Here is a 15,336-nt window from a genome sequence, read left to right on the forward strand (position 1 = left end):
TCAAACTATGCTGCACACCAACCTTCTGCAAGGGGTTTCACGTCTCACACCAACGTCACAAACCCTTCATTCGCCTGTCACAGAGGCCAATCAATAAAGACACACGCCCACTTCGGCGCAACGAATCTAGGTAAATGCTGCAGGAGCCTTACCCATGACAAAAAACCACACCCTTTCATTTGATGACTTTGATGAAGTCGTAAACCCGCGCCTTCTGGAGCCCGAGTTTGACCACGTGGTCGAGCGCGCCCTGTCTCGCCGCGGCTTTATAGGCGGTATCCTCGCACTCGGCTCGGTCACAGCACTTACTGGCGGCGTCTTGCCCGCCACCGCGCGCGCCGATGGCTCACGCTTTGCATTTGAGGCGATCTCGACAAGCACGGCTGACACCATCACCGTTCCGGAAGGCTTCAAAACAGAGATCGTTGCCCGCTGGGGCGACCCGCTTTTTTCTGACACGCCCGAATTTGACCCCCTGACGCGCGGGACTGCCGCCAGCCAAGCACGCGCCTTTGGTGACAACACCGATGGCATGGATATCTTCTCCCATGCTGGCCGCACGCTGCTGGTAGTGAACAACGAATACACCAACCGTGACATTATCTGGGGCGATCGTGGAGACGCAGGCCCCGATGCAGACGGAATTCTCAAAGGGATGATGGCTCACGGTGTCACTGTTGTAGAACTGGCAGATGGTGAAAACGGCTGGCAGATGGTTAAAGACAGCCCTTACAACCGCCGAATTACGCCTCAAACAGAGATGTTGCTTACAGGCCCTGCCGCTGGCCACGACCTCGTCAAGACAGACGCTGACCCTACAGGAACGAAGGTACAAGGCACATGGAACAACTGCGGCAACGGCGTGACACCCTGGGGAACTTATCTGGCTTGTGAAGAAAACTTTAACGGCTACTTCTCCGCCGAGGACGAAGCCCATGAAGTGTCAGCAGACCTTAAGCGCTACGGCATCTCCGCCAAAGACTGGGGCTACCGCTGGGCAGAAGTCGATACACGCTTTGATGTCGCCCAAAACCCTAACGAGCCCAACCGCGCAGGCTATGTCGTCGAAATTGATCCGACCGATGCGACCTCTACCCCCAAAAAGCGAAGTGCGCTGGGCCGCATGAAACACGAAAATGCCGAATGCGTGGTCAATAACGATGGCAAGCTTGTGATCTACATGGGCGATGACGAGCGGGGCGAGTTTCTTTACCGCTACGTTTCCAACAATGTCTATGCACCTGGCGTAGACACAGATGACCTAATGGACAATGGTACGCTCTATGCTGCCAAGTTTCACGACACAGGCGCAGGCGAGTGGCTTGAGTTATCCGAAGCCACAACGGGCATGAGCAAAGCCGAGATTTGCATCCACACCCGCCAAGCCGCGTCCAAAGTCGGTGCAACCACAATGGACCGACCCGAATGGGTTGCGACCAACCCCAACGCGCCAGAGCTCTATTGCGCGCTGACAAACAACAAAAACCGTGGGATCAAGCCTAACGCTGGCGGAGATATAACGCCTGTTGGCGGACCCAATCCGCGCGAAGCCAACAAGTTTGGCCAGATTGTCCGCTGGAAGCCCAACGCAGGCGATCACACCTCAAACGGCTTCGCATGGGATCTTTACGTGATGGCGGGCAATCCAGATGTCCACCAAGACGCTCGCGCAGGCTCCGACAACCTCTCTTCAGGGAATATGTTTAACTCTCCTGATGGCCTTGCCTTTGACGAGGCTGGCCTGCTCTGGATCCAAACTGATGGAAACTACTCCAACGCAGATGACTTTGCAGGTCAGGGGAACAATCAAATGCTCGCGGGCGACCCTGTAACTGGCGAGATCCGCCGCTTTCTTGTTGGTCCCAACGAATGCGAGGTCACAGGGCTGTCATGGTCCGCTGATCGTCGTACAATGTTTGTTGGAATACAGCACCCAGGCGAAGACGGTGGCAGCCATTGGCCCGACATGAACGATGTCCCGCGCTCGGCCATTATTGCCGTGCGCCGCGAAGATGGTGGGATCATCGGCTGATCCTCATCAAAACCATGAAGATTTTTCAGGGGCGTCCAAGCGGCGCCCCTGTTCATTTTTGTCATGAAATATGCGCAAGGTCGCTCAAATGCGCCGCAAAGTCGAAAATGGGCGCTGCGGGGCGTCACGCGTCCTTTAGACCTGATCATCAAAGAGGAAAGGGAATCATACATGCCCGACGTCACAATCGTTTACTGGCGCGACATTCCGGCCCAAGTCATCGTTGGCAAAGGCCGCCGTGGCTCCAAAGCCCCCCTACCCGAGCGCTTCGAGCAGGCGATCGACCGTGCCGCTATGAAAATCGGCGCAGAAGACAGCGACGCCTACATGGCAGAATGGCGCAAGGCCGAGCCTTTCACAGTCGAAGGCGAGCCTGACGACATCGCCGCTTCAGAGGCGGCACGTATAGATGCAGAATACGACAAGGAGCGCATCAAAGCGCTGATCGCAAACGAAGGCTGGGCTTAGACGCTCATGAACATCAGGGAGGCCATGATGGCACTGCTTAATTTCCGCAAAAAAACGGCTGACACAGCCACCGCCTCGGCCAACCCTGCCCAGATGGAAGCTTTCCTGCAAGGCTACTCCATCGAGGTGATGCCGCGTACCGCATCCAAAGTCGAGGATTTCCGCGAAATCCTACCAGCCGGGACACGCGTCTATATCGCACATATCGAAGGCACGCCCATTGAAGAAATGGTCGAAACAGCTGCGCGCATCAATGCCGAAGGTTTTGATGTGATGCCGCATTTTCCAGCTCGTATTATCCACGACGAAGCGATGCTCGCCAATTGGATCGCGATGTATCAAGGCGAAGCCAACGTGAAACAAGCGCTCCTCCTTGCAGGCGGCGTCGACAAACCGCATGGTGCGTTCCATTCTTCAATGCAGCTCCTCGAAAGCGGCCTTTTTGACAAAGCTGGCTTCACGCGCCTTCACGTCGCGGGCCACCCAGAAGGCAACAAAGACATCGACAAAGACGGTTCCCACAAAAACGTCGAAGAAGCGCTCCAATGGAAACAGAAATTCTCTGAGCGCACCGATGCCAAAATGGCGCTCGCCACACAGTTTGCCTTTGAAGCTGGCCCCATCATCGAATGGGCCAATGGCCTCAAAGCCGCAGGTGTTGATATCCCCGTCCATATCGGGATCGCTGGCCCCGCCAAACTACAAACGCTGATCAAATTCGCCATCGCCTGTGGCGTCGGCCCATCTCTCAAAGTGCTGCAAAAGCGTGCGATGGATGTCACCAAACTGCTTCTGCCCTACGAGCCAACAGAGGTTCTGGCAGAACTTGCCGCTCACAAAGCGGCCAATCCCGACTTTAACATTGAGCAGGTCCACTTCTTCCCGCTCGGTGGCATCAAAACAAACGCTACGTGGGCAACGGACAACGGCGGCGCTTCCGGCGTACCTGCGAACGCCCTAGCAAACCAAGCATAAGAAAGCGCAGACATGACCAGAACAATCGTCGAATCCAAAACCAAAACCGCGATCATCGGTTTTGACCAGCCGTTCACAGTGATCGGTGAGCGCATCAACCCAACAGGGCGAAAAGTGCTCAATGAAGAGCTTGAGCGCGGCGACTTTACCCGCGTTCAGGCCGACGCCATCGCCCAAGTTGCGGCTGGCGCAACCATCCTTGATATCAACTCGGGCGCTGTATTCTCTGGCAAAATGGCCGAAGACCCCCGCTATGCAGACAACAACTTTGTTGAACCAACGCTGATGCGCGAGCTGATTGAAAAGGTTCAAGAGGTGACAGATTCTCCGCTCTGCATCGACAGCTCAGTTCCTGGCGCACTTGAAGCTGGCCTCGCCGCCGCAGAAGGCCGCCCGTTGCTGAACTCTGTGACTGGCGAAGAAGAGCGCCTCGAGCTCGTTCTGCCGCTCGTGAAAAAGTACAATGTGCCCGTTGTGGCCATTTCAAATGACGATACAGGCATTTCCGAAGACCCCGATGTGCGCTTCGCCGTCGCCAAGAAGATCGTAGAACGCGCTGCTGATTTCGGCATCCCTGCGCATGATATCGTGGTCGATCCGCTCGTTATGCCCATCGGTGCAATGGGTACGGCTGGGCTCCAGGTCTTCACGCTCGTGCGCCGCTTGCGCGAAGAGTTGGGTGTAAACACGACCTGTGGCGCCTCCAACATCTCCTTTGGCCTGCCAAACCGTCACGGTATCAACAACGCCTTCTTGCCTATGGCGATCACTGCGGGCATGACATCGGCAATTATGAACCCTGTAGCCATTCCTGTTGGCCCGACCAAAATCGCTGAAAAGCGCGCCGAAGTTGAGGCCTCTGGTCTTGTTCTTCCCGCAGATATGGATGACGAAACCTTCTGTCAGCTCTTCGGCCTTGGCTCAACGAAGCCGCGCGCAGGCAAGGAAATGGAGGCCATTCGTGCTGCCAACTTCCTCACCAACAATGATGAAGGTGGAGCAGCGTGGATTAACTTCAACCGTCTTGCCCCCAAAGCGGGCCAAGAAGGCCGTGGCCGCGCGGGCCGCACAGGTGGACGCCGTCGCGGCTAACCCCCTTAAAACTTTAAACCTAAAAACGCTCTGGCTCACTGCTGGGGCGTTTTTTTTTGCTCCCTGTCAAAAGCCCAAATAGGTTCGTTTAGGAGTCACAAGGCCAAGCTGCGGAGGTTTGATCAAAGGCTACATGGCGCATTTCGCTTCCGACATTGATGCCATAGAGCGCGGCCAATCCACCATTGATCTCCAGTACGGCTAGCGCCTTCCCATTGCTATTAATCAATGATTCATCAAGGGGTTGTGCGCGATTATGAATGTGAATGATGCGCCCTGTTTCATCTGCAAACAAGAGATCAAGCTCAATGAACGTATTCCGCATCCAGAAGGCCAGTTCGGCAGGTGCCTCGTAGACGAACAACATCCCTGCTCCACGCGGCAGGCTCTCACGATACATCAAACCAATAGCGCGCTCGCGCTCCGTATCTGATATTTCTATGGAAAAGCGGGCCGTGCCCCAAGGTCCGCGCAACTCAACAGTATCGTTACTGCACTTTGCAGCCAAAGCACTGACACCAAGCATTAAATATAAGAAAAGAGCGGCCAATATGGCCGCCCCTTGCGTTTTCATGGGCGTCTTTAGGTTTAGATCGCGCTTTCCCAAGAGCAAACCTCCGTTGCCATGCGCCCACGCTTGCCATCAATCACTTTGATCGCAACCGCTTCGCCTGGCTGAAGGTCAGCAAAGCCTGAGCGGCGGAGCACTTCGATATGTACAAACACATCATCGTCCTTGCCGTAGACATTTGCAAAGCCAAAACCCTTGCTTTTATCAAACCATTTGACACGTGCGGCTTCGAGAGTGGCCGCCGCGATGATCGCAGGGTCAATATCCTCAAAGTCAGCCAGTGCCGGCTCGCCAGTGTTTACTGGTGGCTCGATCTCAAGCACTTCTATCGCCTGTACGCCGCGTTCTGTAATCTGCGCACTCAGTTCGATCCGAGCGCCATCAGCGATCGAATTTTGCCCGAAGTTACGCAACACGTTGGCGTGCAACAAGATATCTGGTCCGCCTGTATCAGCAACTACGAAGCCAAATCCCTTTACGGGATCAAACCACTTCACGCTGCCGCGAACTAACAATACGTCTTCCACTATCAAAATTTACTTTCCTGTCCATTACACTCCATCCCCATACGTTTCATGCGGGTAAACGGTTGATTAATTCAACCAAAAAAGTACAATTTTCGAAAAATAATGTGAAATAACACGTTTAATCGCTTGATATTGCCAAATACTCAGAACAGCTAAATCACGGATTTAAACGCAGTATTTCCCAAGCGGATCCAATATCTGCCCGCCGCCAGCGAAATCGGTCATGTAACCGAAAAGCACCATCTGCCCAGAACTCAATTTCAAGCGGCGCAATACGATACCCGCCCCAAAACGGCGGCCGTTCGGGATTCGTGCCTTTTTCTGCCGTGATCTTTGCAACCTTGGCCATTAGGCTCGTTCTAGAGCTCAACGGCTGCGATTGATCCGACGCCCAAGCCCCCAAACGACTCTTCAGGGAACGCGACTTGTAGTAGGCGTCAGCCTGCGGCCCTTCGACCTTACTGATCAGCCCGCGCACGCGCACTTGTCGGCGCAAAGACTTCCAATGCATTACAAAAGCGCCCTTGCCCGCTGCATCCAATTCCTGAGCCTTTGCTGAGCCATAGTTGGTGTAAAACACAAAAGCATCCGCTTCGATCTCCTTGAGCAGAACCATCCGCGCATTGGGCAGCCCGTCTGGATCCACAGTCGACAAAGCTATCGCATTGGGATCATTGACTTCTGTAGTTTCAGCCTCGCTCAACCACGTTTGAGCAATCGCAAACGGATCATCGCCAGCAAAGAGTCCTGTTCTGTCTGTCATGGTATTTCCTTTGCCTTTCAAGCCCTGAGACTTGAAGCACCCTAGGCAATCGCCTAAAGACGTCAATAACTCATTAACAATTGTTCATCAGGGCGGAGATATAGATGTCAAATCAGCTTTTGGCAGGCAAGCGCGGGCTTATCATGGGCCTTGCAAACGACAAGTCGATTGCTTGGGGGATCGCTAAGGCCTGCGCCGATGCGGGCGCCGAGTTAGCTTTCTCATATCAAGGCGACGCCCTGCTCAAGCGGGTCAATCCTTTAGCCGCACAGCTTGGATCGTCTCTTGTTGTACCTTGCGATGTCGCAGACGAAGCCTCGATGGATGCGCTTTTCGAAACGCTCAAAGCCGAATGGGGCCAGCTTGACTTTGTGGTGCACGCCATCGGCTTTTCCGACAAAAACGAGCTGCGCGGCCGCTATGTCGAGACGAGCCGCGATAACTTCACCATGACAATGGACATCTCGGTCTATTCCTTCACAGCGATCATGCAGCGCGCCGAGAAGATGATGTCTGAGGGCGGCTCCGCCATCACGCTCACATATTACGGCGCCGAACAGGTCATGCCGCATTACAACGTCATGGGCGTCGCCAAAGCTGCTCTGGAAGCTTCGGTCAAATATCTCGCCGAAGACCTCGGTAAAGACGGCATCCGCGTCAATTCGATCTCGGCTGGCCCGATCAAGACACTTGCTGCGTCAGGCATCGGCGATTTCCGCTACATCCTCAAGTGGAACGAGCTCAACTCACCGCTGCGCCGAAACGTGACAATCGACGATGTCGGCAAATCTGCGCTCTATCTGCTCTCTGATCTTGGATCAGGCGTGACAGGCGAAAACCTTCACGTTGATGCAGGCTACCATGTTGTCGGGATGAAAGCCGTCGATGCGCCTGACATTGACGTTGTGACTGGTCGCAAAGACTAAGCCATGGAGCTGGGCCACATCATCGCGTTCAATTTGACGCTCCTGGCCTCTATGGCCAGCCCTGGCCCAGCCCTCCTTTTGGCTCTTAAAACCACGCTCACATCAGGCCGCATGGCAGGCATTATCACAGGACTCGGCCTCGGCACGATGGCTGCTCTTTGGACAGGTCTCGCTCTCTTGGGCCTTGAGGGTGTCTTTCAGCTCTTTCCATGGGCTTATGCACTGCTCAAAACGGGCGGGGCGCTCTACTTGCTCTATATTGCCTATGGCATGTGGAAAGACGCCTCTAAGCCTTTGCCACCTTCTTCCGCCGATGCGCCAAAGCTGCGTCGAGCCTTTTTCACGGGCTTTGCCGTAAACATGGGCAATCCGAAATCTGTGATATTCGCTTCTGCCGTGCTCTTGGTCATCTTCCCACAAGACATGAGCCTCGCAGCAAAAGCCAGCATTGCGCTCAATCATTTGCTCATCGAGTGGACCGTCTACACCCTCTTTGCCATCGCGCTGTCCACATCAGCCGCTCGCGCAGGATATCTGCGCCTCAAGCCTATGTTTGACCGTGTGGCAGCCCTCATTCTAGGCGCTCTCGCGCTGCGCCTCATCTTTTCCAAATAAATCCATAAAGGAATCGCCACAATGACAGACCGCCTGCCCCACGAAAAAGGTTTTCACATCTCTTGGGACCAGATTCACCGCGACAGCCGCGCGCTCGCATGGCGGCTAGACGGCAAAGGTCCTGATGACGGCCAATGGCGCGCTGTTGTCGCCGTCACACGTGGCGGCATGGCCCCTGCCATGATCGTCGCGCGCGAACTGGACATCCGTACAGTTGATACAATCTCGGTCAAATCCTATCACTCTGGCGGCGGCAAAGCCGACCAGCGCCGCGAAGCCGAAGTCCTCAAAGCGCCAGAAGCCAGCCTGATGGGCGACGGCACTGGCATCCTTGTTGTGGACGATCTCGTGGACAGCGGCAAAACACTCGAGCTTGTGCGCTCACTTTACCCCAACGCTCACTTTGCCTGCGTTTACGCCAAGCCCGAAGGCGAAAAACAGGCCGACACCTTTATCACAGGCGTCAGCCAAGACACATGGATCTTTTTCCCTTGGGATATGGCGCTGCAATATGTTGAACCCTACCGCGGCAAAGACTAACACCTGACTTTTCCGCCCCTGCGGGACACACCGCGGGGGCTATTCAAACGCAGAAAATACTCAGATTTGTCAGCGGGTTATGCCTGACACGTCTCCCCGCAGCAGGCTCCCACATCACAACAGGATCCGCCACATGACACAGCCACGCACCGCAACAACTTTCCCACCCCCCGTGCAGGAAGCACGACGCTGGCTAGATGGCGTGGTGTTTCCGCCCGAGCGGCTGCTGATCAACGTCAGCCAAGCAGCCCCAACCGCGCCCCCGCCCGCGCCTATGCGTGAAGCGATGGCAGAAGCGATCCTCACTGAGCCTGAAGCGCACCTCTATGGCCCCACGCTCGGCTTGCCAGCCCTGCGCGCCGAAGTCGCCGAGCAGTGGCGCGCGGCATACCATGGCGAAATAGCCGAAGCAGAGGTTGCAATCACATCAGGCTGCAATCAGGCCTTTGCCGCCGCCATAGCCACACTCTGCGCCGAAGGCGACGAGGTGATCCTGCCAACGCCGTGGTATTTCAATCACAAGATGTGGCTCGATATGTCAGGCGTGCGCACAGTGGCCCTGCCCGCTGGCTCAGGCCTTTTGCCTGATCCAGACGCGGCACGCGCTCTGATCACGCCGCGCACCCGCGCAATTGCACTCGTCACGCCAAACAATCCTGCTGGCGTGGAATATCCCGCAGAGCTTGTCGGTGCATTCTATGATCTGGCCCAAGAGCACGGCCTCGCTCTGATTGTCGATGAAACCTACCGTGACTTTGACAGTCGCACAGGCGCGCCGCATGACCTGTTCTCGCGGCACGGCTGGCAGGACACACTGATCCAGCTCTATTCCTTTTCAAAAGCCTATCGCCTCACAGGCCACCGCGTCGGCGCAATTATTGCGTCCAAAGCGCGTTTGGGCGAAGTTGAGAAGTTTCTTGATACTGTCACGATCTGCCCCAACCAACTCGGTCAGCGTGGTGCCCTTTGGGGGATGCAAAACCTGAGCCAATGGCTCGCGGGTGAGCGCGCCGAAATCCTTGCGCGCCGCGCCGCCATTGAGGCAGAGTTCCCCCGCCTTGAAGCGCAGGGATGGCATCTTCTCGGCCTTGGTGCTTACTTTGCATATATGGCCCACCCCTTTGAGCTGGCCTCCGATGCGCTCGCCCAAGAGCTTGTACGCCAACAAAGCATCTTATGCCTCCCAGGAACGATGTTCCGCCCAAAGGGTGACGCATCAGGCGCGCAAGAACTACGCATTGCTTTTGCCAATGTGGATGCGGCGGGTGTCAAAACCTTGTTTGACAGGCTGGAAAAGACCCGCGCTTGAGCCTTGCTCCCGCGCGAGCAAACCCTTAGACACTGCCTTCAAGAATTGGGCATGAGGAGAGCGTGATGAGCGCGAGTGGTAAGACAACCAAAACTTTGGTCTGGATCCTGATGGCGATGCTCATCTTGGGCCTCGGTGGCTTCGGGATAACCAACCTTGGCGGCTCAGTGCGCACTGTTGGCGCAGTCGGAGACAAAGAGATCACCACCCAGAGCTACAGCCGTGCTCTGCGCCAGATGTTGCAGGGCCAAAGCTCGGCTTCTGGTAACGCGCTTAGCTTTGCTGAAGCCCAAGCCCAACAGCTTGATCGAATCGTGCTCTCACAGCTTGTTGCCACGCGCTCGCTGGATGCTGAAACCGCCGCTCTCGGCCTCTCTGTAGGAGACGAGCGTCTCGGCCGTCAGATTGTTGAAACAGACGCCTTCAAAGGCATCGACGGACAGTTCAACCGCGATGACTACCGTTTCAGACTTCAACAGATCGGCCTTACAGAGCGCCAGTATGAGGAGATCGTACGCGAAGAAATGGCCCGTGGAATTGTCCAAACAGCCCTCTTCAGCAATATTCGGACCACAGCCAGCTATGCTGACACAATCATCAACTTCATAGGTGAAGAGCGTGATTTTACGTGGGCGATCCTCGACGAGACCATGCTCGACGCACCCCTGCCAGAGGCCACCGAGGCGGAGCTTGTCGCTTTCCACAGCGAAAACTCAGCGAATTACAAAACACCTTTCTTGCGCAAAATTACGTTCGCGATGCTCACGCCAGAGCAAATGATTGAGACTGTTGAAATCGATGAAACAACACTGCAACAGCTTTTCAACGAGCGCGCCGCAGAGCTCAACCGTCCAGAGCGGCGCCTTGTCGAGCGGCTTGTCTTCTCCGCCGAAGACATCGCCCAGACCGCAGCAGATGCAATCGCGGCCGGCAGCACAAGCTTTGAAGATGTCGTAGCAGAGCGCGGCCTCACCCTTAATGACATCGACATGGGTGACGTCAGCTTGGCCGAACTTAACGACGCTGGTGATGCTGTATTTGCGGCCGCATCAGGCGATGTTGTCGGACCGCTCCAAACAGACCTTGGCCCTGCTCTCTTCCGGATCAGCGGTGTTTTGTCTGCTGTCGAAACCAGCTTTGAAGATGTGGCGGATGAGCTGCGGGACGAATATGCCCAAAGCCGAGCCCGACGCCTGATCGACACTGAACGCGAATCTTACGAAGACCTTCTTGCCGCTGGCGCAACGCTGGAAGAACTCGCCGCCGAAACCATGATGGAACTCGGGATGATCGAATGGCATGATCGGGCCGAAGCGACGCCCGCAGGCTATGCTGCCTTCCGCGAAGCCGCCAACCGGATCACACTAGATGACTTCCCCGAAATCATCGAGCTGGATGACGGCGGCCTGATAGCCATGCGCCTTGACGCTGAAGAGCCCGCTGCCGAACAGCCGCTGTCCGCGGTTCGTGCCGAGGTCATTGAAGACGAGCGCCGCCTGCGTCTTCTGAACGCTCTTGAGAGCAAAGCTGATGCACTCGCTGCTGAGCTTGGAGAAGGCCGTGCCTTTACCTCGCTTGAGGTAGCGCCGCGCGTCGAAAGCGGCCTAACACGGGCCGAGTTCCTCGCCGATGCCCCCCCCTCTCTTCTGGTTGAGGCCTTCGCACTTGCCGCTCAGGGCGATACAGCGGTTGTGCGTGGCGCAGATACCGTTGCACTCCTGCAGCTTGACATGATTATCGCCCCCGATGTCGCTGATCCCGAGCTCGCAAGTACGCGCAGCCTGCTGGAAAGCCAGTATGAGAACGACTTGGCGCAAGACATTTACAACATGTTCGTGACCGACATTCAGTCACGGATGCCCATCACACTGGATGAAGCCGCAATCAACGCGGTGAACACCCAGTTCTAAACAAAAAGGCATATCTCGTGGAGCTGACCCCGTCTTTCACAAGTTTCGAGCAGGGCTTTTCTGCGGGCCAGAATCAGTTGGTCTACACCCGTCTCGCAGCGGATCTAGATACGCCTGTCTCCCTCATGCTCAAGCTCACAGGCGCCGCCAAGAACGCCTTTATGCTAGAGTCTGTAACAGGCGGCGAGGTGCGTGGACGCTACTCCATCATCGGGATGAAGCCAGATCTCGTCTGGCAGTGCCATGGCACTAAAAGTAGGCTAAATCGGCAAGCGCGCTTTGATGAAAGCGCCTTTGAAGAGCAGCCTGGCGATCCACTCGCCAATCTGCGCGCGCTACTCGCTGAAAGTCGTATAGAGATGCCCGAAGACCTGCCCGCCGCTTCGGCTGGCCTCTTTGGCTACCTCGGATATGATATGATCCGCCTTGTCGAGCATCTGCCAAATGTCCCCGAAGATACCCTCGGGCTGCCTGATGCCGTCCTCCTGCGCCCGACAGTTACAGCCGTTCTGGATGGCGTCAAAGGTGAGGTGATCGTCGTATCCCCCGCTTGGACCTCTGACGGTCTGTCTGCACGCGCCGCCTATGCACAGGCTGCCGAGCGCGTGATGGACGCTGTACGCGACCTTGAGCGCGCGCTTCCTCAACAAGCGCGTGATCTTGGTGACGCTCAGGAAGATGTTGAACCAAAAAGCAATTTCACCCACGAGGGCTACAAAGCCGCCGTCGAGAAGGCCAAAGACTACATTCGAGCAGGCGATATATTCCAAGTGGTGCCTTCGCAGCGCTGGGCACAGCCCTTCCGTCAGCCCCCCTTCGCGCTCTACCGTTCGCTGCGCCGCACCAACCCCTCACCCTTCATGTTCTATTTCAACTTCGGTGGGTTTCAGGTCGTCGGTGCTTCGCCCGAAATTCTTGTGCGTGTGTTTGGCAACGAGGTGACAATCCGCCCGATCGCCGGAACGCGTCCCCGCGGCGCAACCCCCGAAGAAGACAAAGCGCTTGAGCTTGACCTCCTTGCCGACCAAAAAGAGCTCGCTGAGCACCTTATGCTGCTTGATCTCGGTCGCAATGACACTGCTCGTGTCTCCAAAGTCGGCACAGTGCGCCCGACCGAAGAGTTTATCATCGAGCGCTACAGCCATGTCATGCATATTGTCTCAAACGTTGTTGGCGAGCTTGCTCCTGAACATGATGCTCTTTCAGCTTTGCTCTCGGGCCTACCCGCGGGCACAGTTTCAGGTGCGCCCAAAGTACGCGCCATGGAGATTATCGACGAACTTGAGCCCGAAAAACGGGGGGTCTATGGCGGCGGGGTCGGCTATTTCGCAGCCAACGGTGATATGGATGTCTGCATCGCCCTTCGCACCGCTCTCGTAAAGGACGAAACGCTCTACATCCAAGCAGGCGGCGGCGTGGTCTATGACAGCGACCCAGAGGCCGAGTATATGGAAACGCTGCACAAATCAGGCGCCATCCGCCGCGCTGCAGCCGATGCGGCCCGCTTTACAGGCAATGGTAATTCCTGAAATGCCTAGGTCTACCTATCGGCTGTGTGCATTTCCTCTTGCTAAATATATCCCGGGGAGCGTGAGGGGCTGGCCCCACGCCCGTTTCCTATGAGCCGCCTCATCCTCTTCAACAAGCCCTTTGGCGTGCTCAGCCAATTCACAGACAAAGGCACCGAAGGGTCACCCCGCGCCACACTCTCAGACTTTATTCGTGAAAAAGATGTCTATCCTGCGGGTCGACTTGATCGTGACAGCGAAGGTCTTTTGCTCCTCACAGATGATGGCAAGTTGCAAGCAAAGCTCTCCAATCCAAAGTTCAAAGAACCCAAAACCTACCTCGTTCAAGTCGAAGGCACACCCGATGACGCAGCCCTCAATGCTCTGGCCCAAGGAATTGTGCTCAAAGACGGCATGACAAAGCCCGCAGAAGCTCGTCGCATCGAGGAACCGCTCTGGCTCTGGCCACGCACCCCGCCGATCCGTGTGCGTAAAGCCATTCCAGATACGTGGATCGAGCTGACCTTGCGCGAAGGCCGCAACCGTCAGGTGCGCCGAATGACCGCTCATGTTGGCCACCCTACCTTGCGCCTTATTCGCGTTCGCATTGGGTCTTATACCCTAGAGGGCATCGCCCAAGGCGAATGGACAATGCGAAACGTATAGGAACGTCTTATTGGGTTTTTAACATCACGCTCACAGGCACAAGCTCAAGGCGGTCGCCCCGCTCCTGCAAGCCCCAGAGCAACAGTGCGCTAATGGTATCTGCGCGCAGCCGCCCAACCATCACAACGCCGCCTTCTGACTCCGCTTTCAAAGCTGCATGGCTTAAGAAACGCTTTATGGTGCTGGCATTCTGCCCCTTGTTGTCAAAATCGCGAAAAACCGTTGCAGAAGGAACGCCTTCCTTGGCCGCAACTTTCTGCGCCGTATTCAGCCCCTTCGGGAACAAGAGCATTCCGTGGCCACTGTCGCCCAGATATTCGCTCACTTGCGATATTACCTCACGACTGCCCTGCAAAGCTGCATCAGGCGTCTCCATGATTGCGACTGCTTCCGGCAGTTTATCAAGCAAAACAGGCATCGAGACTTCTACATCCGAGGCACGTGCGCCCCGTGGCAAGCTCACCATGGCGAGCACTTCAAATCCAGCCTCACGGTAAGTCTTCATTGCGGCTTCAGCACCACTCCATGAGGTATCAATCGCAAAACTCAGCGGATACGGAAACGTGCTAAGTGCCTCGACGCCAATATCGCTGGTACCATCATCAATCAGCACAATTGCCATTTGCGGCACGCCCTCTGTGGGCACAAACGGCGCCGAAAAGCGCTCGACAGGAGGCAGTTCGTTGATATCGACAGTCGCGCTGGCCTCGGTGACCGCATCATTTTCAGGTGCCCCCAAGGTGGGCAAGCGGCTCGAGGAACCAGCGCCCAATGTACGGGCGGGAGTTCCAATACTCACCCGCGCCGTCTCAACAGGTTGAGAGGCCTCATCCGTTGGCACTGGCGCACGCCCAATGCCATCATCCTCTGGCAAACTGGGGATTGTCAGCGTTATCTCTTCACGCTCTTCGTCTGGCAAAGGCTCAGGCTGCGGCTCAGCCTCTGCTGTCGGCTGTGGCACAACGGCGGGCTGCAGCTCGGCGGTCTCCGTTGAAACAGCAACATTACTTTCATTCGAAGGTGCTTTGGGCGCTTGCATTGCGCTCTGCCCCGCGACAGGCTCATCCATTATAGAGCTCACCACAGGGGCTACCCCCGCATCTGGCACACTCAAATCTGCGCTGGCCACGCCTGCTTCGGGCTTTGCAGCGGCCTGAGTGTCTGGGGAGCTCATACTGTCTGTCTCTGGCGCTGTTGCCGAGGGGGTATCCCCCATTACGGGCGCGCTTTCTTCAGATGTCACTGTCGGCAGCGCCGCAGGCAAGGCCTCGGCCACCTTTGTGGCCTCTGGGGCCACAGCCCCAGTGACAGGCGCCTTACCTGTTGGCAAATCCGTAGCCAATGAAAGCGCCCCCGCGCCCACACCCGCCACCAGCGTTCCCATTATCACACCGCTCAAAAATCCGCGTGCCACTGAACTCACCTCTGATTTAT

The 15,336-nt window shown here is 56.3% G+C and carries 15 protein-coding genes; 11 read left to right on the plus strand and 4 right to left on the minus strand.

Annotated elements, in window-relative coordinates; genetic code table 11:
• Window positions 1-154: 154 nt before the first annotated feature.
• The 4 genes from DSM117340_RS07565 to DSM117340_RS07580 all read left to right on the plus strand — a co-directional run bounded on the left by DSM117340_RS07565 (window position 155) and on the right by DSM117340_RS07580 (window position 4,567).
• Complete coding sequence (locus DSM117340_RS07565) at window positions 155-2,032, plus strand: PhoX family phosphatase (RefSeq protein WP_089890884.1); 1,878 nt, start codon at window positions 155-157, stop codon at window positions 2,030-2,032.
• Window positions 2,033-2,203: 171 nt separating this feature from the next.
• On the plus strand, window positions 2,204-2,500 hold the full coding sequence (locus tag DSM117340_RS07570; RefSeq protein ID WP_089891656.1) for a virulence factor: 297 nt from the start codon (window positions 2,204-2,206) through the stop codon (window positions 2,498-2,500).
• Between the two features lie 27 nt (window positions 2,501-2,527).
• Window positions 2,528-3,475, plus strand: a complete 948-nt coding sequence (locus DSM117340_RS07575) for a 5,10-methylenetetrahydrofolate reductase (protein ID WP_089890880.1) — start codon at window positions 2,528-2,530, stop codon at window positions 3,473-3,475.
• Window positions 3,476-3,487: 12 nt separating this feature from the next.
• The gene (locus DSM117340_RS07580; RefSeq protein WP_089890877.1) at window positions 3,488-4,567 is read left to right on the plus strand and encodes a dihydropteroate synthase; all 1,080 of its coding nucleotides are present in this window, start codon (window positions 3,488-3,490) and stop codon (window positions 4,565-4,567) included.
• Between the two features lie 88 nt (window positions 4,568-4,655).
• On the opposite strand, the gene DSM117340_RS07585 is transcribed toward DSM117340_RS07580, so the two are convergent.
• From DSM117340_RS07585 to pdxH, 3 genes are all read right to left on the minus strand, one after another.
• Window positions 4,656-5,141, minus strand: coding sequence for a DUF192 domain-containing protein (locus DSM117340_RS07585; RefSeq protein ID WP_271437034.1), 486 nt, complete (start codon window positions 5,139-5,141; stop codon window positions 4,656-4,658).
• 14 nt (window positions 5,142-5,155) lie between these two features.
• The gene (locus tag DSM117340_RS07590; RefSeq protein WP_271437033.1) at window positions 5,156-5,671 is read right to left on the minus strand and encodes a cold shock domain-containing protein; all 516 of its coding nucleotides are present in this window, start codon (window positions 5,669-5,671) and stop codon (window positions 5,156-5,158) included.
• A 151-nt stretch (window positions 5,672-5,822) separates the two neighbouring features.
• Window positions 5,823-6,428 carry a pyridoxamine 5'-phosphate oxidase gene (gene pdxH, locus DSM117340_RS07595; protein WP_089890871.1) on the minus strand — a complete coding sequence of 202 codons (606 nt, stop codon included), beginning with the start codon at window positions 6,426-6,428 and terminating at the stop codon, window positions 5,823-5,825.
• 104 nt (window positions 6,429-6,532) lie between these two features.
• Here pdxH and fabI point away from each other — a divergent pair, with 104 nt between their 5' ends.
• The 7 genes from fabI (at window position 6,533) to DSM117340_RS07630 (ending at window position 13,902) form a co-directional block, all read left to right on the plus strand.
• Window positions 6,533-7,354 (plus strand): enoyl-ACP reductase FabI, encoded by an 822-nt coding sequence (gene fabI / locus DSM117340_RS07600; RefSeq protein WP_089890868.1) that lies wholly within the window; start codon window positions 6,533-6,535, stop codon window positions 7,352-7,354.
• Window positions 7,355-7,357: 3 nt separating this feature from the next.
• Window positions 7,358-7,969: a LysE family translocator gene (locus DSM117340_RS07605; protein WP_089890865.1), complete on the plus strand. Its 612-nt coding sequence runs from the start codon at window positions 7,358-7,360 to the stop codon at window positions 7,967-7,969.
• A gap of 21 nt (window positions 7,970-7,990) precedes the next feature.
• Window positions 7,991-8,509 (plus strand): xanthine phosphoribosyltransferase, encoded by a 519-nt coding sequence (gene gpt, locus DSM117340_RS07610; RefSeq protein WP_089890863.1) that lies wholly within the window; start codon window positions 7,991-7,993, stop codon window positions 8,507-8,509.
• Between the two features lie 133 nt (window positions 8,510-8,642).
• Window positions 8,643-9,818, plus strand: coding sequence for an aminotransferase (locus DSM117340_RS07615; RefSeq protein ID WP_089890860.1), 1,176 nt, complete (start codon window positions 8,643-8,645; stop codon window positions 9,816-9,818).
• A gap of 65 nt (window positions 9,819-9,883) precedes the next feature.
• Entirely contained in the window at window positions 9,884-11,728 is a 1,845-nt protein-coding gene (locus DSM117340_RS07620) for a peptidylprolyl isomerase (protein WP_089890857.1), read from the plus strand.
• Window positions 11,729-11,745: 17 nt separating this feature from the next.
• Window positions 11,746-13,257 carry an anthranilate synthase component I gene (gene trpE, locus DSM117340_RS07625; protein ID WP_089890854.1) on the plus strand — a complete coding sequence of 504 codons (1,512 nt, stop codon included), beginning with the start codon at window positions 11,746-11,748 and terminating at the stop codon, window positions 13,255-13,257.
• A gap of 90 nt (window positions 13,258-13,347) precedes the next feature.
• Entirely contained in the window at window positions 13,348-13,902 is a 555-nt protein-coding gene (locus DSM117340_RS07630) for a pseudouridine synthase (RefSeq protein WP_089890851.1), read from the plus strand.
• A gap of 7 nt (window positions 13,903-13,909) precedes the next feature.
• Here DSM117340_RS07630 and DSM117340_RS07635 read toward each other — a convergent pair whose 3' ends face one another.
• Window positions 13,910-15,316: a divergent polysaccharide deacetylase family protein gene (locus tag DSM117340_RS07635; RefSeq protein ID WP_143037426.1), complete on the minus strand. Its 1,407-nt coding sequence runs from the start codon at window positions 15,314-15,316 to the stop codon at window positions 13,910-13,912.
• Window positions 15,317-15,336: the final 20 nt, after the last annotated feature.

The organism is Lentibacter algarum, assembly GCF_040580765.1.
Taxonomy (GTDB): Bacteria; Pseudomonadota; Alphaproteobacteria; order Rhodobacterales; family Rhodobacteraceae; genus Lentibacter; species Lentibacter algarum.

Bases quoted from the DNA above. Each gene is read 5' to 3' on its own strand.
- DSM117340_RS07585 (WP_271437034.1), bottom strand. From the start codon at position 5,141: ATGAAAACGCAAGGGGCGGCCATATTGGCCGCTCTTTTCTTATATTTA.
- DSM117340_RS07630 (WP_089890851.1), top strand. From the start codon at position 13,348: ATGAGCCGCCTCATCCTCTTCAACAAGCCCTTTGGCGTGCTCAGCCAA.
- DSM117340_RS07615 (WP_089890860.1), top strand. From the start codon at position 8,643: ATGACACAGCCACGCACCGCAACAACTTTCCCACCCCCCGTGCAGGAA.
- DSM117340_RS07620 (WP_089890857.1), top strand. From the start codon at position 9,884: ATGAGCGCGAGTGGTAAGACAACCAAAACTTTGGTCTGGATCCTGATG.
- pdxH (WP_089890871.1), bottom strand. From the start codon at position 6,428: ATGACAGACAGAACAGGACTCTTTGCTGGCGATGATCCGTTTGCGATT.
- DSM117340_RS07580 (WP_089890877.1), top strand. From the start codon at position 3,488: ATGACCAGAACAATCGTCGAATCCAAAACCAAAACCGCGATCATCGGT.
- gpt (WP_089890863.1), top strand. From the start codon at position 7,991: ATGACAGACCGCCTGCCCCACGAAAAAGGTTTTCACATCTCTTGGGAC.
- DSM117340_RS07605 (WP_089890865.1), top strand. From the start codon at position 7,358: ATGGAGCTGGGCCACATCATCGCGTTCAATTTGACGCTCCTGGCCTCT.
- DSM117340_RS07575 (WP_089890880.1), top strand. From the start codon at position 2,528: ATGGCACTGCTTAATTTCCGCAAAAAAACGGCTGACACAGCCACCGCC.
- DSM117340_RS07570 (WP_089891656.1), top strand. From the start codon at position 2,204: ATGCCCGACGTCACAATCGTTTACTGGCGCGACATTCCGGCCCAAGTC.
- DSM117340_RS07565 (WP_089890884.1), top strand. From the start codon at position 155: ATGACAAAAAACCACACCCTTTCATTTGATGACTTTGATGAAGTCGTA.
- fabI (WP_089890868.1), top strand. From the start codon at position 6,533: ATGTCAAATCAGCTTTTGGCAGGCAAGCGCGGGCTTATCATGGGCCTT.